The 22,687-nt window shown below is 73.5% G+C and carries 19 protein-coding genes; 15 read left to right on the forward strand and 4 right to left on the reverse strand.

From position 1 onward, the window contains the following. Positions 1 to 3 precede the first annotated feature (3 nt). Positions 4 to 540: an HNH endonuclease gene (locus tag E6R62_RS28825; RefSeq protein ID WP_136216423.1), complete on the reverse strand. Its 537-nt coding sequence runs from the start codon at positions 538 to 540 to the stop codon at positions 4 to 6. Positions 541 to 800: 260 nt separating this feature from the next. On the opposite strand from E6R62_RS28825, the gene E6R62_RS28830 reads away from it, so the two are divergent. From E6R62_RS28830 to E6R62_RS28895, 14 genes are all read left to right on the forward strand, one after another. Beyond that, complete coding sequence (locus E6R62_RS28830; protein WP_136216424.1) at positions 801 to 1,871, forward strand: mechanosensitive ion channel family protein; 1,071 nt, start codon at positions 801 to 803, stop codon at positions 1,869 to 1,871. A 121-nt stretch (positions 1,872 to 1,992) separates the two neighbouring features. Continuing rightward, on the forward strand, positions 1,993 to 3,237 hold the full coding sequence (locus tag E6R62_RS28835; protein ID WP_136216425.1) for an ROK family transcriptional regulator: 1,245 nt from the start codon (positions 1,993 to 1,995) through the stop codon (positions 3,235 to 3,237). A 134-nt stretch (positions 3,238 to 3,371) separates the two neighbouring features. Continuing rightward, on the forward strand, positions 3,372 to 4,706 hold the full coding sequence (locus E6R62_RS28840) for an ABC transporter substrate-binding protein (RefSeq protein ID WP_136216426.1): 1,335 nt from the start codon (positions 3,372 to 3,374) through the stop codon (positions 4,704 to 4,706). 5 nt (positions 4,707 to 4,711) lie between these two features. Continuing rightward, on the forward strand, positions 4,712 to 5,656 hold the full coding sequence (locus tag E6R62_RS28845) for a carbohydrate ABC transporter permease (RefSeq protein WP_136216427.1): 945 nt from the start codon (positions 4,712 to 4,714) through the stop codon (positions 5,654 to 5,656). A 1-nt stretch (position 5,657) separates the two neighbouring features. Continuing rightward, entirely contained in the window at positions 5,658 to 6,575 is a 918-nt protein-coding gene (locus E6R62_RS28850; RefSeq protein WP_136216428.1) for a carbohydrate ABC transporter permease, read from the forward strand. A gap of 5 nt (positions 6,576 to 6,580) precedes the next feature. Continuing rightward, on the forward strand, positions 6,581 to 7,861 hold the full coding sequence (locus E6R62_RS28855; RefSeq protein ID WP_136216429.1) for a 6-phospho-beta-glucosidase: 1,281 nt from the start codon (positions 6,581 to 6,583) through the stop codon (positions 7,859 to 7,861). Beyond that, positions 7,852 to 8,883 carry an N-acetylglucosamine kinase gene (locus E6R62_RS28860; protein WP_136216430.1) on the forward strand — a complete coding sequence of 344 codons (1,032 nt, stop codon included), beginning with the start codon at positions 7,852 to 7,854 and terminating at the stop codon, positions 8,881 to 8,883. Before E6R62_RS28855 ends, E6R62_RS28860 begins: the two co-directional genes overlap by 10 nt. Before the next feature lie 242 nt (positions 8,884 to 9,125). Further along, positions 9,126 to 10,535 carry a hypothetical protein gene (locus tag E6R62_RS28865; protein WP_136216431.1) on the forward strand — a complete coding sequence of 470 codons (1,410 nt, stop codon included), beginning with the start codon at positions 9,126 to 9,128 and terminating at the stop codon, positions 10,533 to 10,535. A 137-nt stretch (positions 10,536 to 10,672) separates the two neighbouring features. Beyond that, complete coding sequence (locus E6R62_RS28870) at positions 10,673 to 11,608, forward strand: glutamate ABC transporter substrate-binding protein (RefSeq protein ID WP_240801975.1); 936 nt, start codon at positions 10,673 to 10,675, stop codon at positions 11,606 to 11,608. A gap of 88 nt (positions 11,609 to 11,696) precedes the next feature. After that, positions 11,697 to 13,040 (forward strand): hypothetical protein, encoded by a 1,344-nt coding sequence (locus E6R62_RS28875; RefSeq protein ID WP_240801967.1) that lies wholly within the window; start codon positions 11,697 to 11,699, stop codon positions 13,038 to 13,040. Then, a complete protein-coding gene (locus tag E6R62_RS28880) occupies positions 13,037 to 15,691 on the forward strand; it encodes a serine/threonine-protein kinase (protein WP_136216433.1) in 2,655 nt (884 codons plus the stop codon). The genes E6R62_RS28875 and E6R62_RS28880 overlap by 4 nt, the downstream gene beginning before the upstream one ends. A 3-nt stretch (positions 15,692 to 15,694) precedes the next feature. After that, positions 15,695 to 17,446 carry a protein phosphatase 2C domain-containing protein gene (locus E6R62_RS28885; RefSeq protein ID WP_136216434.1) on the forward strand — a complete coding sequence of 584 codons (1,752 nt, stop codon included), beginning with the start codon at positions 15,695 to 15,697 and terminating at the stop codon, positions 17,444 to 17,446. Positions 17,447 to 17,482: 36 nt separating this feature from the next. Beyond that, positions 17,483 to 18,811 carry a VWA domain-containing protein gene (locus tag E6R62_RS28890; RefSeq protein ID WP_136216435.1) on the forward strand — a complete coding sequence of 443 codons (1,329 nt, stop codon included), beginning with the start codon at positions 17,483 to 17,485 and terminating at the stop codon, positions 18,809 to 18,811. A 45-nt stretch (positions 18,812 to 18,856) separates the two neighbouring features. After that, the gene (locus tag E6R62_RS28895; protein ID WP_136216471.1) at positions 18,857 to 19,846 is read left to right on the forward strand and encodes an FHA domain-containing protein; all 990 of its coding nucleotides are present in this window, start codon (positions 18,857 to 18,859) and stop codon (positions 19,844 to 19,846) included. Here E6R62_RS28895 and E6R62_RS28900 read toward each other — a convergent pair. Continuing rightward, positions 19,843 to 20,835, reverse strand: coding sequence for a methyltransferase domain-containing protein (locus tag E6R62_RS28900; RefSeq protein WP_136216436.1), 993 nt, complete (start codon positions 20,833 to 20,835; stop codon positions 19,843 to 19,845). The two genes, E6R62_RS28895 and E6R62_RS28900, sit on opposite strands and share 4 nt — an antisense overlap. Positions 20,836 to 20,961: 126 nt before the next feature. On the opposite strand from E6R62_RS28900, the gene E6R62_RS28905 reads away from it, so the two are divergent. Then, positions 20,962 to 21,363 carry a globin gene (locus tag E6R62_RS28905; RefSeq protein WP_136216437.1) on the forward strand — a complete coding sequence of 134 codons (402 nt, stop codon included), beginning with the start codon at positions 20,962 to 20,964 and terminating at the stop codon, positions 21,361 to 21,363. Between the two features lie 126 nt (positions 21,364 to 21,489). Here the strand turns inward: E6R62_RS28905 and E6R62_RS28910 are convergent, their stop codons facing one another. After that, complete coding sequence (locus E6R62_RS28910; RefSeq protein WP_136216438.1) at positions 21,490 to 22,206, reverse strand: hypothetical protein; 717 nt, start codon at positions 22,204 to 22,206, stop codon at positions 21,490 to 21,492. Further along, the gene (locus tag E6R62_RS28915; RefSeq protein WP_136216439.1) at positions 22,203 to 22,676 is read right to left on the reverse strand and encodes a thioesterase family protein; all 474 of its coding nucleotides are present in this window, start codon (positions 22,674 to 22,676) and stop codon (positions 22,203 to 22,205) included. The genes E6R62_RS28910 and E6R62_RS28915 overlap by 4 nt, the downstream gene beginning before the upstream one ends. Positions 22,677 to 22,687: the final 11 nt, after the last annotated feature.

A 22,687-nucleotide genomic window follows, 5' to 3' on the forward strand; every position in this document is an offset into this window, starting at 1 on the left:
CGCCTATGACGCCGCCACCCCGATCCGGTCCAGCGCGGCCTCCGCCCCGTACGGCTCCAGGTACGGCATCCAGCGGGGATCGCGGTGGCCCGTTCCGATGATGCGCCAGGCCAGGCCGGACGGCGGGGCCGGCTGGTGGCGCAGCCGCCAACCGAGTTCCAGCAGGTGCCGGTCGGCCTTGACGTGGTTGCAGCGCCGGCAGGCGGCGACCACGTTGTCCCAGGCGTGCTGGCCGCCCCGGCTGCGCGGGACGACGTGGTCGACGCTCGTCGCGACGGCCCCGCAGTACATGCAGCGGCCGCCGTCACGGGCGAAGAGCGCGCGACGGGTGAGTGGAACGGGCCCCCGGTAGGGGACCCGCACGAAGCGCTTGAGCCTGACCACGCTGGGCGCGGGGACGGCTCTGGTCGCGCTGTGCAGAAAGGCGCCGGATTCCTCCAGGGAGACCGCTTTGTTCTCCAGGACGAGGACGAGCGCGCGGCGGAGCGGTACGACGCCGAGGGGCTCGTACGACGCGTTGAGGACCAGGACGTGCGGCACGGACTGCCTCCTTGTACGCCGGCGGCGCGTGGCTCGCGCCGGGACGATCTGCTCTCCAGTCTCCCCTTACGGCTGGTCGAAGCGCCACCACGCGCTCGTAACGGGTCGGAGGTGTTTTCCGCCACACCCGCTCCGTCCCCACGTGAGTCCGGTCTCTCCCCCCAACGTGGCAACGGGGTCCGGGCGGCTCCCCCGTTAGTGTGGTCGGGTCGCCCGTATTTCCCTTTCGGGCGGACCGCTATGCCTGGAGGTTCCCCGCCGTGCCCTCGCCCGCCACTCTGCTACCGCTGGCAGCGACAACCGACGACGCAACCGAGAGCGTGACGAACGCAGCGGACTTCATCGAGAAGAACTGGGCCGATTGGCTGGCGATGGGCCTGCGGATCCTGCTGATCCTGATCATCGCCTTCGCCATGCGCTCCGTCATCCGCAAGTCGCTGACGAAGCTGATCAGCCGGATGAACCGGGGCGCGGAGGCCGTCGAGGGGACGGCGCTGGGCGGGCTGCTCGTCAACGCGGAGCGGCGACGCCAGCGCTCCGAGGCGATCGGCTCGGTGCTGCGCTCCGTGGCGTCGTTCCTGATCCTCGGCACGGCCGTGTTGATGGTGCTCGCGCAGCTCCGGATCGACCTGGCGCCGCTGCTGGCGAGTGCGGGTGTGGCCGGTGTGGCGATCGGTTTCGGTGCCCGGAACCTCGTGACGGACTTCCTGTCCGGCGTCTTCATGATCCTTGAGGACCAGTACGGCGTCGGCGACAAGATCGACGCCGGGGTGGCCTCGGGCGAGGTCGTCGAGGTCGGGCTGCGCGTGACGAAGCTGCGCGGGGACAACGGCGAGATCTGGTACGTGCGCAACGGCGAGATCAAGCGCATCGGCAACCTCAGTCAGGGCTGGGCCACGGCGGCCGTCGACATCCAGGTCAAGCCGACGGAGAGCCTCTCGCGCCTGCGTGAGGTGGTCCAACAGGTCGCGGACGCCATGGCGAAGGAGTCGCCATGGGACGAGCGGCTGTGGGGTCCGGTCGAAGTGCTGGGTCTGGACGAGGTGCTGCTGGCCTCGATGACGGTGAAGGTGTCGGCCAAGACGATGCCCGGCAAGCAGTTCGCGGTGGAGCGGGAGCTGCGTTGGCGGATCAAGGAGGCCTTCGACGCCGCAGGCATCGGCATCATCGGCGGTCCGCCGGCCCCCGACGACGCCGAGGAGACCGCCGCCGACCCGGCGGCCGCCGTCGCGCCGCCTTCGGCGCTCGCCAACCCCTCCTCCGTCCAGTCCCTGGCGACCAACCCGATACCGCCCCAAACGGCTCAGGGCAACCCCCGCATCACCAAGTAGCCCCTCGTCCCCATCCGCTGCCCCGCAGGTCCCACCCTGCGGGGCAGCGGCATTGACACGACTCGGAGAGCAATAGGAAACTTACCTAACAGTTCGCTTCGGTGAGGGAGAGACCAGCCCCATGCCCGCCGCCACCCCCGGAACGCCCAGCCTGCTGCGCGCCATGAACGATCGCGCCGCGCTGGAGCTCCTGCTGACGCACGGGCCGCTGTCCCGGACCCGGATCGGGCACCTGACCGGGCTGTCCAAGCCCACCGCCTCCCAGCTCCTGGCCCGGCTGGAGGCCTGCGGACTGGTCGTCGCCACTGGCACCGACGGCGGCCGGCCCGGCCCCAACGCCCAGCTCTACGCCCTCAACACCCGCGCCGCCCACGTGGCCGGACTCGACGTGACGCCCGAACGGGTCACCGCGGCCGTCGCGGACATCACCGGTGAGGTGGTCGGCGGCTTCGAACTCCCCTACGCCGAAGGCAGCGACGCCGTCCGGCAGGTCACCGAGGCGCTCGACGAGGCGGTCAAGGACGCCCGACTGCGGCATTCGGACGTGCACCGGCTGGTCATCGCCACGCCGGGCGCCTTCGACCCGCAGACCGGCCGGCTCCGCTACGCAAGCCACCTGCCCGGCTGGCACTCCCCCACCCTCCTCGACGAGCTGGCGGCGGCCCTGCCGATGCCGGTCGAGTACGAGAACGACGTGAACCTCGCCGCGATCGCCGAGCAGCGGCTCGGCGCGGCGCGCGGCCACGAGGACTTCGTCCTGCTGTGGAACGAGGAGGGGCTGGGCGCCGCGCTCGTGCTGGGTGGCCGGCTGCACCGGGGGTGGACCGGCGGCGCGGGCGAGGTCGGCTTCCTGCCCGTGCCCGGCCACCCGCTCGTCCGGCAGGTCACCCGCGCCAACACCGGCGGCTACCAGGAGCTGGCGGGCGTGCAGGTGCTCCCCCGCCTGGCCCGGGAACTGGGGATCGAGGACCCCGACGGGAGCGGGGCCCCGGACGCGGTGCTGGGCCCGGACGGGCTCGCCGGCTCGCAGGTCGCCGTCGGGGTCGCGCTGCTTGAGCGGGCCGCCGCCCGGCCCGAGGGGCCGCACCTGCGCTTCCTCCAGTCGTACGCCACCGTCCTGGCGACCGGTCTGGCCTCCCTGGTCTCCGTACTCGACCCCGAGATCGTGGTGCTGTCCGGGGCCGCGATCGGCGCGGGCGGCGAACCCCTGCGCGCGCTGCTGGAGTCCGAGCTCGCCGAACTGGCGCCTTCCCGGCCGCGCCTGGTCCCCGGCGAGGTTCGCGAACGGCCCGTCCTGCGCGGCGCGCTGGAGAGCGCCCTGATCACCACCCGCGACGAGGTCTTCGACACCTCCCGCCGACGCTGACCACCGGACGCGATCCCGCACGCCCCCACTTCCCCGAGCCGTCACCTGCCCGCCCCCCACCTCCCCGGACCCCACGCCCGCACCGTCCACGGCACCCCCCACGGAAGTTCCTCACCCAGAGAGCGAGCCCCGCCATGCCCAGATCCGGACGACCGACCACCGCCCTCGCCCTCCTCGCGGCCACGGCCGCCCTCGCCACGGCCTGTACGGGCCAGAGCGGCGCCTTCGCCCACGACGACCCGAAGGCGCCGGTCACGCTCACCTTCTGGCACGGCTGGTCCGCGCCCGGAGAGGTCAAGGCGATCGAGGAGAACATCGCCCGGTTCGAGAAGGCCCACCCGAACATCACGGTCCGGATCACCGCCAACATGACCGACGACAAGATCAACCAGGCGTTGCGCGCGGGCGGCGACAAGGCCCCCGACGTGGTCTCCTCCTTCACCACCGACAGCGTCGGCAAGTTCTGCAACTCCGGCGCTTTCGCCGACCTCAACCCCTTCTTGAAGAAGTCCGGCGTCGACAAGGCGAAGGTGTTCCCCGGGACGCTGCTGGAGTACACGCAGTTCCACGGCGACCAGTGCACCCTGCCGCTGCTGAGCGACGCCTACGGCCTCGTCTACAACAAGACCGCCTTCGCGGAGGCCGGGATCACCGAACCGCCCAAGACGTGGAGCCAGTTCACCGAAGACGCCCAGAAGCTCACGGTGGCGCGCGGTGACTCCTACGACCGGCTCGGGGTGATGCCCACCTTCCACGGCTACGAGACGAAACCGACCCGGCTGGCCGCCCAGTGGGGCGGGACCTACTTCGACGCCCAGGGCAAGTCGAACCTGGCGAAAGACCCCGCCTTCGCGGACATGCTGGCCGCGCAGAAGGACCTCGTCGGAAAGCTCGGCGGCTACGAGAAGCTGGAGAGGTTCCGCACCACCTTCGGCGACGAGTGGAGCGCCGAACACCCCTTCCACACCGGCAAGGTCGCCATGCAGATCGACGGCGAGTGGCGGCCCGCGATGGCCAAGGAGGCCGGCGTCGCGTTCGAGATCGGCACGGCCCCGCTGCCCGTGCCGGACGCGCAGGTGGCCGACTACGGCAAGGGCTACGTCTCCGGCACGATCATGGGCATCTCCTCGGCGAGCCGCAAGCAGAACGCCGCCTGGGAGCTGGTGAAGTACATGACCACCGACACCGACGCGGTGGTGGCCTTCGCCAACGCCATCCACAACGTCCCCTCCACGCTGGAGGCGCTGGCATCGCCGCGGCTCCAGGTCACCCCGGAGTTCAAGACGTTCATCGACATCGCCCGGCACCCGAAGTCCGCCACCACGCCGGCCCAAGCGGACGGCGGCACCTACCAGCTGACCTTCGAGGACTTCGCCTACGGGGTCGAGAAGGGCGACGTGGCCGACATACCGGCCGGGCTCGCCCGCACCGCCCGGCAGATCGACACCGACATCGCGAAAGCCGAGTAGCCGCGATGACCGCCCCGTACACCGCGCGGGCGAAGCGGCGCCGTTCGGCGCTGCGCACCGCCGCCTTCATGTCACCCTGGCTGATCGGGTTCGGCCTCTTCTTCGCCTACCCGCTGCTGTCCACCGTGTATTTCTCCTTCACCAGGTACGACGGCTTCCGTCCGCCCGTCTTCAACGGCCTGCACAACTGGACGTACCTGTTCACCGACTATCCGCTGTTCTGGCCGGCGATGCGCAACACGCTGTGGCTGGTCGTGGTGATGGTCGGCTGCCGGGTCGTCTTCGGTCTGGGCACCGGGCTGCTCATCACGAGGATCAAGACGGCGCCCGGCCTCTTCCGGACCCTCTTCTACCTGCCCTACCTGGCCCCTCCGGTGGCCGCGACGCTGGCGTTCGTATTCCTGCTCAATCCGGGCACGGGACCGGTCGGGGTGCTGCTGGAGGGCGTGGGGCTGCGTTCGCCCGGCTGGTTCACGGACGCCGACTGGTCCAAGCCGGCGCTGACCGTGCTCGCGGTGTGGGGGGTGGGCGACCTGATGGTCATCTTCATGGCCGCGCTGCTGGACGTACCCAAGGAGCAGTACGAGGCCGCCGAGCTGGACGGGGCCGGGGCCTGGGCGCGGCTGCGGCACATCACCCTCCCGAACATCTCCCCGATCATCCTGTTCGCGGTGGTCACCGGGGTCATCCAGGCCATGCAGTACTACACGCAGCCCCTGGTCGCCGGGAAGGTGGCGGCCGGGGTGATCGGCGGCTCGGGCGAGCAGTTCGAGCCGGGCTATCCGGACAAGTCCACGCTGACCCTGCCGCAGGTCGTCTACAACCTGGGCTTCCAGCGCTTCGACTACGGCACCGCGTGCGCGGTCGCCCTCGTCCTCTTCGCCCTCTCCATGGCCTTCACCGCGCTGCTGATGCGGCGCCGAGGCGGACTGATCGGATCAGGTGACTGACATGACCGTGACCACGACGGCGTCGGGCGCCGCGGGCGCGCGGACCGCGCGCCCGCCGGCGGCCTCCGGGACGGGCTCACCGCGCCGGCGCGGCCGCGGGGGCCTTGTGCGCTGGGTGGCCGTGCACAGCCTGGGGGTGGCCGTCGCCCTGTTCTTCGTCCTGCCCTTCGTCTTCCTCTTCCTGACCTCCCTGATGGACGACCGGCAGGCGCTGACCCGCGACCTGTGGCCGCACACCTGGCAGTGGGGCAACTACGCCAGGGTGTGGCACACCCCCGGTTTCCTGACCTGGTGGCGCAACACGCTGCTGTACGCCGGACTCGGCACACTGCTGACCGTGGTCTCCTCGGTGCCCGTCGCCTACGCGCTCGCCAGGTTCCGCTTCCGCGGGCGACGGCTGTCGCTGCTGCTGGTGATCGCGATGATGCTGCTGCCGCCGCAGGTCGTGGTCATCCCCATGTACCTGTTCTGGGCCAAGCAACTGGACCTGTCCGGGACGCTGTGGCCGCTGATCGTCCCCATGGCGTTCGGCGACTCGTTCTCCATCTTCCTGCTCCGCCAGTTCCTCCTGACCATCCCCGGCGAGTACCTGGACGCGGCCCGCGTCGACGGCTGCGGCGAAGTCCGCACCCTCCTGCGGGTCGTGCTGCCGATGGCCAGGCCCGGGATCGCCGCCGTCGCGCTGTTCCAGTTCTTCTACGCCTGGAACGACTACTTCGGCCCGCAGATCTACGCCTCGGACAACCCGGCAGCCTGGACGCTCAGTTACGGGCTTGAGTCCTTCAAAGGGGCGCACCACACCAACTGGAACCTGACCATGGCGGCGACCGTGCTGGTCATGGCGCCCGTGATCGTCCTCTTCTTCTTCGCCCAGAAGGCGTTCGTCGAGGGAGTCACCCTGACCGGAGTGAAAGGCTAGCGACGATGAAACTCGCAGTGGTGGGCGGCGGTTCCACCTACACCCCCGAGCTGATCGACGGTTTCGCGCGGCTGCGCGACACCCTGCCCGTCGGCGAGCTGGTGCTGATCGATCCGGCCGCCGAGCGGCTGGAGCTGGTCGGCGGCCTGGCCCGGCGGATCTTCGCCAGGCAGGACCACCCCGGCAAGATCACCACGACCGCCGATCTGGACGCGGGCGTCGCCGGCGCCGACGCCGTCCTCCTCCAGTTGCGGATCGGCGGGCAGGCCGCCCGGCTCCAGGACGAGACGTGGCCGCTGGAGTGCGGCTGCGTCGGCCAGGAGACCACCGGGGCGGGCGGGCTCGCCAAGGCCCTGCGCACGGTCCCGGTCGTCCTGGACATCGCCGAACGGGTCCGCCGGGTGAGCCCCGACGCCTGGATCATCGACTTCACCAACCCCGTCGGGATCGTCACCCGGGCGCTGCTGGCGGCCGGACACAAGGCGGTCGGGCTGTGCAACGTCGCCATCGGCCTCCAGCGGAAGTTCGCGGCCCTGCTGGAAGTGGCCCCGTCCGGGATCCACCTCGACCACGTCGGCCTCAACCACCTGACATGGGAGCTGGGCGTGCGCGAGGGCGGCCCCGACGGCGCGGACCTGCTGCCCGGACTGCTCGCGGCGCACGGCGGGGCCGTCGCCGACGACCTCAGGCTGCCGCGGGCGGTGCTGGACCGGCTCGGCGTGGTGCCGTCGTACTACCTGCGCTACTTCTACGCGCACGACGAGGTGGTCCGGGAGCTCGGCGGGAAACCGGCGCGGGCCGCCGAAGTCGCCGCCATGGAGCGCGAGCTGCTCGCCCTGTACGCGGACCCCGCGCTGGACGAGAAGCCCGCCCTGCTGGCCGGGCGGGGCGGTGCCTTCTACTCGGAGGCGGCCGTGGACCTGGCGGCGGCCCTGCTGGGCGACGGCTCCGGCGCCTCCCCGGTCCAGGTGGTCAACACCCGCAACGCCGGGACCCTGCCGTTCCTCCCCGACGACGCCGTCATCGAGGTGCAGGCCCGCGTGCGGGACACCGGCGGCTCGGGTCCGGTGCCGCTGGCCGTCCCCCGGCTGGACCCCCTGTACGCCGGGTTGATCTCGCACGTGAGCGCCTACGAGGAACTCGCCCTGGACGCCGCGCTGCGCGGGGGCCGCGAACGGGTGTTCCGGGCGCTGCTGGCGCACCCGCTGGTCGGGCAGTTCGATCTCGCCGACGGGCTGACGGACCGGCTGCTCGCGCACAACAAGGAGCACCTGGCATGGGCCTGAACCGGGGGGCCGAGGCGCGCGCCACCCCGTTCCCCGCCGCCGTGCTCGCCGTCGACGCCGGGAACAGCAAGACGGACGCGGCGTTGATCGGCGCGGACGGCACCGTGCTCGGCACCGGCCGGTCCGGGGGCTTCCAGCCGCCGCGCAGCGGGGTCGAGGCCGCCGTGGACGTACTCGGGCGGGCCGTCGCCGAGGCGGCCCGGGCCGCCGGGCCGCCCGGGGCGCCCCCCGGCGGCCCGTACGCGGCGCACGTGTCGGCCTGCCTGGCCAACGCCGACCTGCCGGTGGAGGAGAGCCGGCTCGCGGACGCGATCGGCGCCCGCGGCTGGGGTGGGACGACCGAGGTGCGCAACGACACCTTCGCCGTCCTGCGGGCCGGATTGGCGGACACCGGGACACCGTACGGCGTCGCCGTGGTGTGCGGGGCCGGGATCAATTGCGTGGGGGTGGCTCCCGACGGGCGGACGGCGCGGTTCCCGGCGCTCGGGCGGATCTCGGGCGACTGGGGCGGCGGTTCCGGCCTGGCCGGGGAGGCCCTGTGGTGGGCGGCCCGGGCCGAGGACGGGCGCGGCGGCCCGACGGAGCTGGCGTCGGCGGTGCCCGGTCACTTCGGCTTCGCCTCGATGGCCGCCTTGATCGAGGCACTGCACCTGGGCTCGGTGGCGTACGAGCGCACGCACGAGCTGGTGCCCCTGTTGTTCGCGGTGGCCGCGGCCGGCGATCCGGTGGCGTCGGCGATCGTGGAGCGGCAGGCCGGGGAGGTGGTGGCCATGGCGTCGGTGGCGCTGCGGCGGCTCGGGCTGCTGGGCGAGGACGTGCCCGTCCTGTTGGGCGGCGGGGTGCTCGCCGCCGGGCACGCACAGCTGAACGGGGCGATCGCGGCGGGGCTGGCGGAAGTGGCGCCGCGGGCACGGGTGTCGGTGGTGGCCGCCCCGCCGGTGCTGGGCGCGGGGCTGGCGGGGCTCGACGCGGTGGGCGTTTCGCCCGAGGCGTACGGCAAACTCCGTGCCCATTTCGGGTGAACCTGCCCGCGGGGGCGGCCGGTCTGGAACCGTGGCGGGCGTGCGGACGTATTGACGGTGAAGGGGAGAAGGAAGCGACCGCGGCGCCGGACCGGGGGAAGGATCGTCCAAGATCCGGTACCGGGTGCTGTGGTTGACCGCCGATGCGGCCATACTGCTGCGACGGGCACTCCCCCGGTGACAGCCGGGGGCGGTCCCGCCCGGCAGCCGGGGGGAAAAGCACGACCGAGGGGGAGGTCACGGTGGCCATCACATCACGCGCGCCCGCGCACGGCGGCGGTGTCTCCACGACGCCGTCCGCCGGACCGCCCGCGCCCGAACCGGCCCCGCCCGGGCGGGGCACCGCCTGGGCCGAGGGCGTCGAGCGGCTGCGCGCCGCCGCGACCACCGAACCGGGCCGGCTGCGCATCATCGGGGCGGTCCTCGCCGCCTTGGTGCTGTTGTTCGGTACGGCGGCGGTGTGGGAGGTCTCCGACCGGGTGAGCGCCGCCGAGGACGTGGTGGACCACAGCCAGCCGCTGAGCGCCGACGCGGCGAGCATCTACCGCTCCCTCGCGGACGCCGACACGGCCTCCTCCAGCGGTTTCCTCGCGGGTGCCCAGGAGCCCCGCGAGGTCCGCGAGCGGTACGAGAAGGACATCGCGAACGCCTCCCGACTGCTGGTGAACGCGGCCGCCAACACCGACGCCGGCGGTGACTCCCGCAAGGAGATCGCGCTCCTCGGGGAGCGGTTGCCGCGCTACACGGGCCTGATCGAGCAGGCGAGGGCCACCAACCGGCAGGGCCTGCCGCTCGGTGGCGCGTACCTGCGCTACGCCAACGAGCAGATGAGCACGGTGCTGTTGCCGGCCGCGCAGCGGCTCTACGAGGCGGAGACCGGACGGCTCTACAAGGACTACGACGACGCCCGCTCCTGGCCGCCGGCCGCGACGGTCACCGGCCTGCTGGCGCTCGGCGCCCTGGTGTGGGCGCAGCGGCGCAACTACCTTCGGACCAATCGCGTCTTCAATCACGGTCTGGTCGCGGCGACGGCCGCCGCGGTGGTCGTGCTGCTGTGGCTGACCGTCGGGCAGACTCTGGCGCGTTCGGACCTGAGTGAGGCCCGCTCGGGCGGGCAGGAGTCGCTGAAGGTGCTGAACGACGCTCGGATCGCCTCGCTCCAGGCGCGGGCCGGGGAGAACCTGACACTGATCGCGCGCGGCGCCGTACTGGCCGAGGACAAGACGTCCGACAAGTACGACGTGGAGTTCACGAAGAACATGAAGGAGCTGGACGCGGGACTGGCGACGGCGCTGCGGCTGGCCGACGACGGCAGTGGCCGCCGGCCCGTCCAGCAGGCCATCGCCGGCGTGGCGCAGTGGAAGCAGCGGCACGCGGCGGCCCGGGAGACCGACCTGCGCGGCGATTACGAGCTGGCGCTGCCGCAGGTCATCGGCGACAAGGACCACAAGGACAGCAGCGGGGCCTCGTTCGACACGGTGGACGCGTCACTGGAGCAGGCCGTGACCCACGAGCAGAAGCAGTTCACTCAGGCGGCCCGGGGCGGACTCGGGGCGCTGGGCGGTCTGGTGACGGGCTCGGCGGCCCTGGCGGTCGTCGGCGCGGCGGCGGCACTGCTCGGCATCGGTCGCAGGCTTTCGGAGTACAGGTGAGATCGATGCGGATACGCGCGGGACGGCACCAGGGGTACGGCTCCGACGGGAGGCCCGACGCCGAGGCCGGTCGCACCGGGGACCCCGCGGCGCGGCGGTCCGCGGGCCGGCTGCGCGGCTGGGGCGGCGTCGCCGCGATGGCGGCGGCCTGCGCGCTGACCGCGGCGGCCGTGCTGCTGCCGTTGGCCCAGGCGGCGCCGGACACCGTCCGTCCCGGCGCGATCCGCCCGCCCGCCACGATGGCGCTGGCCCCGGCGGTCCCCGCCGACACCTGCCAGGACCCGGAGGCCGGCCTGCGTCCCTCCGGGGTGGACGGGCCGACCGTCGAACGCATCCGCAAGGCGGGCAAGCTCGTCGCGGGCGTCGACCAGAACAGCTTCAAGTGGGGCTACCGCAAGCCGGACGGCCACCTCGACGGTTTCGACATCGCGCTCGTCAAGGCCATCGCGAAAGACATCCTGGGCGATGAGAACGCCGTCATCTACCGGGCGATCCCGACCAGTCAGCGCATCCCCGCGCTCAAGGAGAACCGCGTCGACATCGTGGTGCGGGCCATGACGATCAACTGCAAGCGGCTGGAGGACGTCGCCTTCTCCACCGCGTACTTCGAGGCCGGCCAGCAGGTCCTGGCGCCCAAGGGTTCCCCGATCACCGGGTACGACACGTCGCTGAACGGCCGCAGGATCTGCACCGCCACGGGCTCCACCGCGGAGGCGGCCCTGAAGTCCCAGCCGTACGGCGCGGTCCCCGTCTCCGTGGCCAACCAGCTGGACTGCCTGGTCCGGCTCCAGTTGGGCGAGGTCGACGGCATCATCACCGACAACGCCCTCGCGGCGGGCCAGGCGGCGCAGGACCCGTCCGTGCAGTTGGTCGGCTCGCCGTTCACCCGGGAGTTCTACGGGGTCGCGATGAACAAGGACGCGAGCGACCTGGTGCGCCGCGTCAACAAGGTGCTGGAGGACTACCGCGCGGGCGGCAACGACAGCCCCTGGATGCAGGCCTACCGCACCCACCTGGCGGCCGTGCTGCCGAACATCACCGCACCGCCCGCGCCCAAGTACCGGGACGGCTGAGGCCGTGGGCGGATCGGCGTCGGGATCGGCATCGGGTTCGGGATCGGTACCCGGACCGTACGTGAGCGGGGAGAGCGGGGAGAGCCGGATGGGCCGTCCGCAGACGGGATCGGCAGTGATGGACCGGGACGAGGTCGACCGCGCGCTTGCCCGCCTGGGCGCGGAGCACGAGGCCGTGGAGACCTCCCTGCTCGCGCTCCAGGACCACGCCGGGCGGCGGTTGCTGGAGGGCGCGGGACTGACCGGGGTCACCAAGGAACGGTGGACGGCCGCCGACGCCGCGATCACCCGGCTCTGGACGTACTTCGACGCCTACAGCGGCGCGCTGGCCGCCGCCCGGCAGATCCGTGAGCGTCGGCGCTGGCCGAGCCGCGAGGACCTCGTCGAGCTGACGGACCGGCTGCGCGGGCCCGGTGTGGTGATCGCCGGCGCCGGGGCCGAGGGCGCCGGGCTCGCGGAGCGGTTCTCGCTCGCCGAGCTGGTGGTGCGGATGAACGAGCTGTACGCGAGCTCCCTGGACGTGGTGGTCGCCGCGGACGCGGTCTGGTCGGCGCTGCCCGCGCGGATCGACCTGCTCGCCGCCGAGCTGCACCGGACGCGTTCGCTGGCGCGCTCGGTGGGCGTCCGTCCCGGGGAGCACCCTTCCGGGGACGACCTGGAGGACATCACCGCCGAGCTGGCGCAGTTGCGGGAGCAGGTGATCGCGGACCCGTTGGCGTTCTGGGTGGCGGTGGCGGGGAGTTCCGCCCCGGGGGGCGGCCGGCCGGACACCGCCCGCTACGACCGGGCGGCGCGCGCGCTGGACGACGTACGTCGCGAGATCGAGGCGGTCCTCGCGGTACGGCAGGACGCCGAACAGCGGCTGATCGGCGTACGGGACGTGCTCTCGCGGGCCGACCGGACCCTCGCGGAGGCCCGGACGGCCCGCGTCGAGGTGCTGGCGAAGATCGCCGCTTCGGAGGTGCCGGCGGTCAGCGGTCCGCCGACGGCCTTGCAGGAGCAGCTCGCGGCTGCGGCCGAGTACCGCCGTCAGGCCCAGTGGCACCGGCTGTCCCCGCTGCTGGACTCCCTGGAGGACCGGGCCGAGGACGAACTACGGCGTGCCCGGGAGTCCTTGACCGCGGTGACGGCGCCACTCGCGGTACGGGCGGAGCTGCGCGGGCGGCTCGACGCCTACCGGGCGAAGGTCGCCCGGCACGGCATGGCGGAGGACCCGCTGCTGATGGAGCGCTACGACACGGCCCGGCGGATGCTGTGGAGCGCGCCCTGCGACCTGAGGGCCGCCGAGCAGGCCGTACTGCGCTACCAGTGGGCGGCGGCCGAGTCGCCGGCACCACAACCGCGCACGCAGCCGCAGGCACAGTCGCAGTCGCAGTCGCAGTCGCAGGAGACGTCCCCCGCCGCGGACGGGGCGGAGAGGGAAGACGGATGAGCCTGATCGGAACCGCGTGCGTGCGCCCCGGCTGTCCCGGGGCGTACGAGGACATGGGGGGCGGCGAGGTCTACTGCGACACCTGCGGGCTGGCGCCGATCGGGGCCGTCTCCGCCGGCGCCGAGGAACTGGTGTCACCGCCCACGGGCATGACCAGCGCCGCGCGGCACGGTGACTCCCGGGGCTCCGGGCGCTCTTCGTCGTCGTCGGCCCGCTCCTCCCGCTCCTCCCGCTCGTCCTCGTCGCGGCGCTCGGTGTCCGGGCGGCTGTCGCGCTCCCTGCCGGGTACGGCCTCCAGCCGGTCGGTGTCGGTCCGCAGTTCGGGCTCGGCCGGCTCGACTTCGGGACGCGGCCGACTGGGTGCCGGGCTGGTCAGGGTGCCGGAGGTGCCGCGTCCGGACCCCTCGGCGGCGGTGCTGGAGAACCCGGAGGTCCCCGAGCGCAAGCGGTTCTGCTCCCGCTCGGACTGCGGGGCACCGGTGGGGCGGGCGCGGGGCGACCGGCCGGGCCGGACGGAAGGGTTCTGCACCAAGTGCGGGCACCCCTACTCCTTCGTGCCCAAGCTGAACCCCGGCGACGTGGTGCGCGGCCAGTACGAAGTCGCGGGCTGCCTCGCTCACGGCGGCCTCGGCTGGGTGTACCTGGCCGTGGACAAGGCGGTGTCCGACCGGTGGGTGGTGCTCAAGGGCCTGCTGGACACCGGGGACCAGGACGCGATGGAGGCGGCGATATCGGAGAGACGCTTCCTCGCGGAGATCGAGCACTCCAACATCGTGCGGATCTACAACTTCGTGGAGCACCTGGACCAGCGGACGGGTTCGCTGGACGGGTACATCGTCATGGAGTACGTCGGCGGCAAGTCGCTCAAGGAGATCGCCAACGAGCGGCGGCGGCCGGACGGGCGGCGCGACCCGCTGCCGGTGGAGCAGGCGTGCGCGTACGGCATCGAGGCACTGGAGGCGCTCGGCCACCTGCACAGCAGGAACCTCCTGTACTGCGACTTCAAGGTCGACAACGCGATCCAGCAGCAGGACCAGCTGAAGCTGATCGACATGGGCGCGGTGCGGCGGATGGACGACGAGGAGTCGGCCATCTACGGCACGGTGGGCTACCAGGCGCCGGAGGTCGCGGAGCTGGGCCCCTCGGTGGCGTCGGACCTGTACACGGTGGCGCGCACGCTGGCGGTGCTGACCTTCGACTTCCAGGGCTACACGAACGTCTTCGTGGACTCGCTGCCGGAACCGGAACACATCGAGGTGTTCCGGCGGTACGAGTCCTTCTACCGGTTGCTGGTCCGGGCGACGGACCCCGATCCGGGGCGGAGGTTCGCGTCCGCGCAGGAGATGGCGGACCAGCTGACGGGCGTGCTGCGGGAGGTCGTGGCGCTCCAGACGGGCCGGCCGCACCCCCAGTTGTCGACGCTGTTCGGACCGGAGCTCCGGGTGCCGGACACCCGGTTGTACGCGGACGAGCCGGGGACGGAGGTGTCCGGACTGGGCGTGCGCGTCAGTGCCGGGGCGGGATGGCCGCGGCTGCCCGGCCGGATCGGGCCGGGCGGTCGGCGCGCGCTCACGGTGGCCGCGGGCCCGGTGAGCGGCGTCGGGGCGAGTGGCATCGCGGCCGGCGGCGTCGCGGCGGTGGTGCCGGCGCCCAGGCGGGGCGGGGCGGTGACGGGGGCCGCCCCCGCACCGCCGGCCGGGGCGCCGGAGCCGCACGGCGGAAGCGGGCTCGCGGTACTGGACCCCCGGGACACGGCACTGGCACTGCCCGTCCCCCTCGTGGACGCGGCCGACCCCAACGCCGGCTTCCTGGCCGGGCTGCTCACCGCCGCCCCCGCCGACCTCCTCGGGGCGCTGGGCTCGGCCCCCGCCGACTCCGCCGAACTGCGGCTGCGGGAGCTGCGGGCCCGACTGGAGCTCGGCGAACTCGCCGTGGCCGGGCGGGCGCTGAGCGAGCTGGAGATCCGCCACCCCGACGACTGGCGGGTGGTGTGGGCGCGCGGCATCGCCTCCCTGGCAACCGGGGACGACGAGGTGGCCGCGCTGTCCTTCGACGCCGTGTACGACGCCTTCCCGGGCGAACCGGCGCCGAAGCTGGCGCTGGGCCTGTGCGCGGAGATCCTCGGGCAGTTGGACAACGCCGCCGAGTACTACCGACTCGTCTGGATCACCGATCCCGGCTTCGTGAGCGCCGCGTTCGGGCTCGCCCGGGTGCAACTGGCCGCCGGTGACCGGGACGCGGCGGTGCTGACGCTGGAGTCGGTGCCGGAGGTGTCGATCCACTACACCGCCGCCCGGGTGGCGGCCGTACGGGCACGCCTGCGCGACCGGTCCCCGGAGGAGTCCCTGCTGCCCGACCTGGTGGCGGCTGCCGCCCAGGTGGAGGCGCTGGGGCGGTTCGGCCTTGACTCGGTGCGGCGGGAACGGCTTTCGGTGGAGGTTCTGGGCTCGGCCCTGGACTGGGTACTGTCGGGTAGCCGGGGTGCCGACCCCGGTCGGACCTCGCTGCTCGGCAGTCAACTGGACGAGCGGGGGCTGCGCTTCGGCCTGGAGCGCTCGTACCGCGTCCTCGCTCGGCTGGCGCAGCGGGGCGAGGAGAGGATCGAACTGGTGGAGCGGGCAAACCGTTTCCGTCCCCGGACGTGGGTGTGATTGATGTCGATGCATCGGCTGTCGGGCTGCCCGAGCTGCGCGGAGCCCCTGGAAGAGGGTGACCGTTTCTGCGGAGTCTGCGGTTACGCGGTCTCCGCCGCCCGCGACGACTCCGCCGCGCCGGCCGCGCCCGGCCCGAACCGGGGCGGCCACCTCGCGGCCGAAGTCCCGGCCGGGGGCGTCCCCTTCGGGGCGACGGCGAGCGAGCAAGGCTCGGCCGGGGCGAACCCCGGCGAGGGGGGCCACCCGGCACCGGTCGGCTCCCCCGGGCCGAACGGGCCCTCCCCGACCGGCCCCGGCAGGACGGCGCCCCGGGGTGCGGTCGCTCCCGACGGGCCGACCGTGGCCGCCTCCGGCGGGTACGACGCCCCCCTCCGCGGCCTCGCCGACCGGCCCGAGGCCGCCGAGGGCGGCCACCCAGGAGTCGACCCGGGGCAGCGGGGGCCGGCCGGGGAGCACCCCGCGCAACCGGTCCAGGCCTCCGCGTCCGGCATGGGCCGGCCGTACCCCGATCACCCCGAGGCGACAGCGCCCGCGGGCGGCTCCGGCTCGGCTGTGCCCGCGCCCGGGTGGGGCAGTGTGACCAGCGCCGCCCCGACGCTGGTCGATGACGCGGGCGACTGGTGCGCCGCCCCGGCCGAGCAGGGCGGGGCCGCCTCCTGGCAGTCGACGCCCGCCCAGGGGCCCGCGTACGACGACCCGGGAGGCTCCGACCCCGCCCACGAGCCCCAGTACGAGGCCGCCCACGCGCCCGCTTACGAGCCCGCGCTGGGTGACGGGCCGGCCCGGGAATCCGCCTACGACCCCCCGCAGGGCGACGACAAGACGTGCGTCGCCTGCCGCGCCGGGCGGGTCGACACCGACGGGTACTGCGAGCACTGCGGCCACGCGCAACCCCGGGAGCGGGACCACCTCGAAGAAGAGCTCGGCAGCGTCGCCGCCGTCAGCGACCGGGGGCTGCGCCACCACCGCAACGAGGACTCCTTCGCCGTGGCCGCCACCGCCCTCCCCGACGGCTCCGCCGCCACCGTGGCCATCGTCTGTGACGGCGTGTCCTCCGCCAGCCGCCCCGACGAGGCCTCGGCCGCCGCCGCCGGCGCCGCCAACGAGGCACTGCTCGAAGCCCTCCCCCGCGGCGCCCATCCCCAGGAGGCCATGCACGAGGCGATCCTGGCCGCGGCCGCCGCCGTCAACGCCCTGGCGCCGGAGGTCCCCGGCGCCCAGAACGCCCCCGCCTGCACCCTCGTCGGCGCCGTCGTCAGCGGTGGCGTACTCACCATCGGCTGGGTCGGCGACAGCCGCGCCTACTGGGTCCCCGACGACCGCGCCGCCCTCCCGCGCCGCCTCACCGAGGACGACTCCTGGGCCGCCCAGATGGTCGCGGCCGGGCTGATGGGCGAGGCCGAGGCCTACGCGGACGTCCGCGCGCACGCCATCACCGGATGGCTCGGCGCCGACGCGTACGACCTCGAACCGCACACCGCCAGCTTCAAGCCGGACCACCCCGGCGTGGTCGTCGTCTGCACCGACGGCCTCTGGAACTATGCCGAGTCCGCGCGGGAGATGGCCCAGGTCCTGCCGCCCGACGCGGCGTCCCGGCCCCTGCACAGCGCGCAGGTCCTGGTGGGTCACGCCCTCGACGGGGGCGGCCACGACAACGTCACCGTGGCGGTCGTCCCCTTCGCCTCCGACGGGCCGCAGCCCGTGGCCCACGCGCAACCGGAACCCGAAGCGGAACCCCGCCCGCAGGCCTGACGCCGCCCCTCGACCGACTTCCTAGGAGTCCCACCGATGGCGAACTTCGCCAAGCCGAGCGCCCCGCGCTTCAGCGTGGAGGTGTACCAGAACGAGTTCCTGCCCGAAGGCGGGCGCGACGTCCACGCCATCGTCACGGTCACCTCCACCGGCGGTGCCACCGCCACCCGCTCGGCGGCCCTCGCTCCCGGCGGCGCCGCCGTCGTGATCATGGTCGACTGCTCCGGCTCGATGGAGTACCCGCCGGCCAAGATGCGCGGCGCCCGCGAGGCGACCGCCGCCGCCATCGACACCCTGCGCGACGGCACCTCGTTCGCCGTGATCGCCGGTACGCACGTGGCCCGCGAGGTCTACCCCGGCCAGGGCCGGCTCGCCACCGCCGACCCCGCCACCCGCGCCCAGGCCAAGGAGGCCCTGCGCGGCCTCGACTCCGGCGGCGGAACCGCCATCGGCACCTGGCTGCGCCTCGCCGACGGCCTGCTGCGCGGGTCCGCCGCCACCATCCGGCACGGAATCCTCCTCACCGACGGCCGCAACGAGCACGAGGAACCGGCCGCGCTGCGCGCCACCCTCGACGCCTGCGCCGGCCGTTTCACCTGCGACGCGCGCGGCGTCGGCACCGACTGGGAGGTGAAGGAGGTCACGGGCATCGCGAGCGCGCTGCTCGGCACCGCCGACATCGTGGCCGATCCGGCCCACCTCCGCGAGGACTTCACCCGCATGATGGAGAAGGTCATGGGCAAGGAGGTGGCGGACGTCTCGCTGCGCCTGTGGACCCCGGTCGGCGCGGAGATCCAGTACGTCAAGCAGGTCGCGCCCTCCGTCCAGGACCTCACCGACCGCCGCTCCGAGGCCGGGCCGCGCGCGGGCGACTACCCGACGGGCTCCTGGGGGGACGAGTCCCGCGAGTACCACGTGTGCGTACGGGTGCCGGGTGCGGCGGTGGGCCAGGAGATGCTGGCGGCGCGCGCCATGCTCGTGATGCCGGGGGCCCCCGGGGAGCCGCCGACCACGCTCGCCCAGGGCCTGGTCCGGGCGGTGTGGACGGACGACCTGGCCGCTTCCACCGCCATCAGCCCGCAGGTGGCGCACTACTCGGGTCAGGCGGAGCTGGCACTGGCTATCCAGGAGGGGTTGGAAGCCCGCAAACTGGGCGATGTCGGCGGCGCCACCGCCAAGCTGGGGCGTGCCGTGCAACTGGCGAGTGCCTCCGGGAACGCCGACACCGCCAGACTTCTGGCGAAGGTGGTGGATGTCGTGGATGCGGCGGCGGGTACTGTGCGGCTGAAAGCGAAGGTCGCCGATGCCGACGAGATGACCCTTGAAACGCGTTCGACGCAGACCGTCCGAGTGAAGAAGACCTGAGAAGAACCTGACGCGATGACGCAGGGAGAAGGGGGAAGCGTCGCCATGCCGACCTGCCCGAACGGACACCAGTCCGCCTCCGACGACTGGTGCGAGGTCTGCGGCCACCGCATGGCCGCCGCTGCGAGCGCTCCCGCGGCGCCCTCCTACGGCTACGGCTACCCTCCCACGGCCGGTGAGCCGACCGCGCAGGCCGAGCTGTGCCCGCAGTGCCGCACTCCCCGCGAGGCGATGGCGCCGTTCTGCGAGGAGTGCCGGTTCAACTTCCTGACGCGCACGCCGACGCCGGCCTCCTTCTCGCCCGAGGCGCCGGGCGGCCCGGGCCACGCGCCCGTGCCCCCGCCCCCGGTTCCGGCTCCGCCGACCTTCTCCCAGGACCACTTCGACTACCAGGGCTCGCGCCCGTCGCGGGTCAACCGCCCGGCCGAGCCGCTCCAGCGCGAGGACGACTGGCTGCTCCCGCCCCCGGCGCACGAGCAGCAGCCGCTGCGGCAGGAGTACGCCCCGCAGCAGCCGCAGTACCAGCAGCAGGCGCCGCAGGAGTACCGGCAGCAGGAGTACGCACCCGCGCAGCAGCCGCAGCCGCAACACGAACCGCGGCAACAGCCGTTCCCGTCCCAGGGCGGCGGCGGGTCGTGGAGCGCGACGATCGGCCCGGACCGTTCGTACTTCATGGCGATGATGCAGCGCAGCGGCCCCGAGGCGGCGGCCCTCAACCTGCCGGCCTACTCCCCGGAGCAGCACCTGCCGCTCTCCGGCGGCCAGATCACCATCGGCCGCCGTCGCGCCTCCACGGGCGAGTCCCCCGACATCGACCTCTCGGTGCCCCCGGAGGACCCGGGCGTCTCCCACCAGCACGCGGTCCTCGTCCAGCAGCCCGACGGCAACTGGGCGGTGGTGGACCAGAACTCCACCAACGGCACCACCATCAACGGCGGCGAGGACCCGATCCAGCCGTACGTCCCCGTCCCCCTCGCCGACGGCGACCGCGTCCACGTCGGCGCCTGGACGACCATCACCGTCCGGCGCGGCTAGGACGCCGACCGCGCGGTTTCCCCCAGGGGCCATACGTACGGGCCCCGGGGGTCGTCCAACCAGGACCACTGGCCCTGCGGGGTGACCGTCACGCCGAACCGCTCGCGACCCGGGCGGCCTTCGCCGCGCCAGAGGTCCAGCGCCTCCCGGGGGTGCAGCGCGCCACCGCTGAGGATCAGCATGAACTGGAAGCGCTCGTTCTCCACCAACTCGTAGGGGAGCCCGTCCTGCGCCGCGGCGGAGCCGGGGGTGGCCGCGGTGGCCCCGCGCAGGGGGACGAAGTAGGCCGGGGTGTGCAGGAAGCGGCCTTCGGCGAAGGCGGCGTCGCGGACGGTGAGGGCGATCAGGCCCGTCGACAGGGGCGCCAGGACGCGGGCGCCCGGGCGGCACTGCCCGAGCCAGGCGGGTGGGATCAGCGGGAGCATGCAGGTCACCAGAATCCGGTCGAAGGGGGCGCGGGACGGGCAGCCGCGCGCCCCGTCGCCGGTGACCACGGTCGGCCGGTAGCCGAGCCGGGCCAGGTGGGCCCGGGCGGACTCGGTGATCTCCTCGTCGAGGTCCACGGTGGTGACGTGTTCGTCGCCGAGCCGGTGACAGAGCAGTGCCGCGTTGTAGCCCGTGCCCGCGCCGATCTCCAGGACGTCGTCGCCGTCCCGCACCGCCAGCGCCTCCAGCATCCTGGCCATCAGGGAGGGCTGGCTGCTGGAGGACAGCAGCTCGCCGTCGCGCAGCCGGGTCGCGAGGGGTGTGTCCGTGTACACCCCGCGCAGCCAGCGGGCCCGCCGCTCGGGGTCCGGGTCCTCGCCCCACAGCCGCTCGTGCCCGGCGCCGCGGCCGGTCCAGAAGTACGGCACGAAGACGTGCCGGGGCACGGCGGCGAAGGCCGCCCGCCAGGCCGGATCCTGCAGGACCCCCGCGGCGGTCAGCTCGCGCACCTGGGCGGCGTGCGCGGCCTCGCGCAGATCCCGTCCAGCGGTGTGTGCTCCCATGTCTCCACTGTCCGACCGGGGCGCCGCGAAGGCGAGCGGTGGTCGTCGGCCGGGGTACCGGCCGGTACCCGCCGGCGTGGTCCTAGGACCCCCGTCCTCCGTCCGGGTGTCTGAGACGATGGTCGGGTGAATGACAATCCGCAGGGCACGGTCCAGGAGCAGACTTTCTACGAGCTGGTGGGCGGCGAGGCCACCTTCCGCCGGCTCGTCCACCGCTTCTACCAGGGCGTCGCCGAAGACCCGCTGCTGCGCCCGATGTACCCGGAGGGCGATCTCGGCCCGGCCGAGGAGCGGTTCGCGCTGTTCTTGATGCAGTACTGGGGCGGCCCGTCCACGTACAGCGAGAACCGCGGGCACCCGCGCCTGCGCATGCGGCACGCGCCGTTCCGGGTGGACGCCGCCGCGCACGACGCGTGGCTGGGACACATGCGGGAGGCCGTGGAGGAGCTGGGGCTGGCGCCGGAGCACGAGGCGCAGCTGTGGCGGTACCTGACCTACGCGGCCGCCTCGATGATCAACACGGCGTGACCGGCACGGCGTGACCGACACGACCTGCCGCGCACCGCGTGAAACGCCCGGTAAGGCCCACCCCGCGCGCATCGTCCGGTGCGGCTCACCCGACGGTCGGTGCGGCCGGGCCAACGGCCTACGGCCTCACACGGGCCGGACGAGCAGGGCGCCGAGCCCCTCGGTCCGTCCGGGGCGCCGCACCGCGACCGACCCGTACGGGGTGCTCAGCCGCAGCCAGCCCCCGGAGGTGAACAGCGCCACCGGCTCGGGCCGCTCGTGGCCCGCCGGGGCCGGGACGGTGGTACGGACCGGCCGCAGGAAGCCGAGGGACTGCGCCGCGTGGACGGCGCGCAACGGCAGCTCGGTGTCACCGAGGGTCCGGGACCAGATGTCGCGGCCGATCCGGTCGCGTTCGGACCGGGTCCGGTGCTGCGGGGGCAACGCCTCGTCACGGGAGCGGAACTCCGCGACGGCCCCGGCCACGGCGGCCCGCATCGTCTCGGCGCCGGGCAGTCCGGGCACCTGCTCCCAGCCGCCGCGCGGCGGCAGCACGCCGGCCCACGGCGGCCCGGTGACGGGCCGGGGCACGACGGCGCCGGCGGCGGCCTCGTCCACGGTCTCCAGCAGCTCGCCGGCGGACACCGTCAGGTCCAGCGGCCTGCCGACGGGGACGGCGAGCCGCACCGTGCGCACGGCCAGGACGTCGAAGGACGGCGGCCGCCCGAAGACGGCCAGCGCGCCGCCGTCCGTCCTGGCCTGCAGCCGGACGGCGGCGGCGCGGTCATAGTGCACCAGCCGGCCCAGGAAGGCGGCGAGGTCCGCCGCCTCCCCGGAATCGGCGAGGCGCAACTGCTCGCTCATGCCGCGACGCGTCCTTCACGGTGCTTCGGGGCGCGGGCCGGCACGGGCTCGTCGAGGTACTCCTCCAGGAAGCGCCTCTCCTCGGCCGTGATGCGGCGGGGCCGCCCCTCGGCGAGGTTGAAGGGCACGACCACGGTCTCGGCGCGCACGTAGACCGTCTCGGGCGCGTCCTCGGTCGCCTCGTCCTTGACCTCGTAGCGGATGGTCAGGGACGCGGCGCCGATCCGGGTCACCCAGCTCTCGATGAGGACCGGCTCGTGCCGGTGCACGAGGGGCAGCTTGTAGTCGATCTCGTGCCGGGCGACGACGGAGCCGCCCGTGAAGGACTCACTGCCCTCCCCCGGCGCCAAGCGGAACATGAAGTCGATGCGCGCCTCCTCCAGGTAGCGGAGGAAGACGACGTTGTTGACGTGCCCGAAGGCATCCATGTCCGCCCAGCGCAGTGGGCACCGGTAGTGGTGTCTGGCCATGACCTAGGACC

Origin of the sequence: Streptomyces sp. A1136 (assembly GCF_004795055.1) — a bacterium.
Lineage (GTDB): Bacteria > Actinomycetota > Actinomycetes > Streptomycetales > Streptomycetaceae > Streptomyces.

What these genes read in the sequence shown, in the direction of transcription:
- E6R62_RS28835 (WP_136216425.1), top strand. Translation starts at nt 1,993, where the DNA reads ATGCCCGCCGCCACCCCCGGAACGCCCAGCCTGCTGCGCGCCATGAAC.
- E6R62_RS28840 (WP_136216426.1), top strand. Translation starts at nt 3,372, where the DNA reads ATGCCCAGATCCGGACGACCGACCACCGCCCTCGCCCTCCTCGCGGCC.
- E6R62_RS28845 (WP_136216427.1), top strand. Translation starts at nt 4,712, where the DNA reads ATGACCGCCCCGTACACCGCGCGGGCGAAGCGGCGCCGTTCGGCGCTG.
- E6R62_RS28850 (WP_136216428.1), top strand. Translation starts at nt 5,658, where the DNA reads ATGACCGTGACCACGACGGCGTCGGGCGCCGCGGGCGCGCGGACCGCG.
- E6R62_RS28855 (WP_136216429.1), top strand. Translation starts at nt 6,581, where the DNA reads ATGAAACTCGCAGTGGTGGGCGGCGGTTCCACCTACACCCCCGAGCTG.
- E6R62_RS28860 (WP_136216430.1), top strand. Translation starts at nt 7,852, where the DNA reads ATGGGCCTGAACCGGGGGGCCGAGGCGCGCGCCACCCCGTTCCCCGCC.
- E6R62_RS28870 (WP_240801975.1), top strand. Translation starts at nt 10,673, where the DNA reads ATGGCGGCGGCCTGCGCGCTGACCGCGGCGGCCGTGCTGCTGCCGTTG.
- E6R62_RS28875 (WP_240801967.1), top strand. Translation starts at nt 11,697, where the DNA reads ATGGGCCGTCCGCAGACGGGATCGGCAGTGATGGACCGGGACGAGGTC.
- E6R62_RS28880 (WP_136216433.1), top strand. Translation starts at nt 13,037, where the DNA reads ATGAGCCTGATCGGAACCGCGTGCGTGCGCCCCGGCTGTCCCGGGGCG.
- E6R62_RS28885 (WP_136216434.1), top strand. Translation starts at nt 15,695, where the DNA reads ATGTCGATGCATCGGCTGTCGGGCTGCCCGAGCTGCGCGGAGCCCCTG.
- E6R62_RS28890 (WP_136216435.1), top strand. Translation starts at nt 17,483, where the DNA reads ATGGCGAACTTCGCCAAGCCGAGCGCCCCGCGCTTCAGCGTGGAGGTG.
- E6R62_RS28895 (WP_136216471.1), top strand. Translation starts at nt 18,857, where the DNA reads ATGCCGACCTGCCCGAACGGACACCAGTCCGCCTCCGACGACTGGTGC.
- E6R62_RS28900 (WP_136216436.1), bottom strand. Translation starts at nt 20,835, where the DNA reads ATGGGAGCACACACCGCTGGACGGGATCTGCGCGAGGCCGCGCACGCC.
- E6R62_RS28910 (WP_136216438.1), bottom strand. Translation starts at nt 22,206, where the DNA reads ATGAGCGAGCAGTTGCGCCTCGCCGATTCCGGGGAGGCGGCGGACCTC.
- E6R62_RS28915 (WP_136216439.1), bottom strand. Translation starts at nt 22,676, where the DNA reads ATGGCCAGACACCACTACCGGTGCCCACTGCGCTGGGCGGACATGGAT.